Origin of the sequence: Rhodococcus sp. MS13 (assembly GCF_013277835.1) — a bacterium.
GTDB lineage: Bacteria > Actinomycetota > Actinomycetes > Mycobacteriales > Mycobacteriaceae > Rhodococcus_F > Rhodococcus_F erythropolis.
This window is the reverse complement of sequence record NZ_VBTL01000007.1, coordinates 333,175-334,520: the sequence shown is the minus strand read 5'-3', so window position 1 is coordinate 334,520 and position 1,346 is coordinate 333,175. Positions and strand designations below refer to the sequence as shown.

At 64.0% G+C, this 1,346-nt stretch carries 1 protein-coding gene; it reads left to right on the top strand.

Going from position 1 to position 1,346, the window contains the following annotated elements; genetic code table 11:
• Nucleotides 1-110 precede the first annotated feature (110 nt).
• Nucleotides 111-1,286, top strand: coding sequence for a lipase family protein (locus FEZ59_RS15725; RefSeq protein WP_172932892.1), 1,176 nt, complete (start codon nucleotides 111-113; stop codon nucleotides 1,284-1,286).
• Nucleotides 1,287-1,346 lie beyond the last annotated feature (60 nt).

Below are 1,346 nucleotides of genomic sequence, written 5' to 3'. Positions count from 1 at the left end.
ACCAGGTTCGACATGGGTATGAGTGAAACACACAGGGTGATGGACCCCGGGTGGGTCCGGACGAGGGGAAAGCGTTGAAACTGCGAACCACACGCGTGTTTACCGGATCGATGCTGACTGCCGCTGCACTGACTGCCGCACTGCTCTCCGGGGGAACTGCACAGGCCGATCCCGCATATCCGGCACCGGACCCGGACCCGTTCTACTCGCAAGCAGCTGCCGAGGGGACCGCCGGCACGCCGATCTCCGTGCGCCGGGCCCCTGACCTGATGACCTTTCCCGGCGTCGCGATCTGGCAGGTCAGTTACAGGTCCACGAACTCAGAGAACAAGCCTATTGCCGCGGTCAGCACGATCCTGGTCCCGCCGAATCAAGCACAAGACGGCCCGTTGCTCTCGTATCAGCACATCGTCAATGCACTCGGTACGGGATGTGCGCCATCTCGCGCGCTTTACGCATCGGATCCCAACATCGTCATCCGTGAAGCGCCCATCCTCAACGTCGCGCTGCAACGTGGATGGACCATTGCCCTTCCCGACCATCTCGGACCCAACAGTGCGTACGGCGCCGCGCGCCTGGGCGGACAGATCACGCTCGACGGTATCCGCGCCGTTCAGAAAGTCCCCGAATTGCGTAGTGGCGCCAGCCCTGTAGGTATTGCCGGCTACTCCGGCGGCGGCATGGCCACCGCGTGGGCGGCCGCACTGGCCCCGAGCTACGCACCCGAGGTCAACCTTGTCGGTGTAGCCGAGGGCGGCGTCCCGATGAATCTGTCCAAGATGGCAAACGGCCTCGGACAGGATCCGCACCCGGCATTCGGCCTCGCCTTCGCCGCAGCAATGGGCCTCGAACGCGAGTATCCCGACCTACTGCCGCTGAGCAACCAACTCAACGACCTCGGACGGTCGATGCGGGCCGAACTCACCAACGCGTGCACCAACGACATCCTCAGGGTCGGTGCCGGGCGCAGTGCCTCTCAGGTGTCGACGTCGACATCCTTGCTGTCCAGCCCCGAAGTGCGAAAGGTTATGGACGACAACAGCGTCGAGCTTTATCCGGGTGTGCCGACTGCCCCGGTATTCGAATGGCACACGCCCGACGACGTCCTTATCCCCATCGATTCGGTGGTGAACACGATTTCTCGGTACTGCGCCGCCGGAGCCACGGTTCAATCTCAGCTGTTCCCCAGCCCGGACCACCTCACCACTGCGGTCCTCGGTCTGCCCACCGCGTTCGAGTACCTGCAGGACCGGTTCGACGGAGTGCCGGCCCCGCGTTCGTGCTGAATGTCTCCGGAGTGATGTATCGAGCAGGCGCGGCACATGGCCAACTCGGTGTGCCCGTGG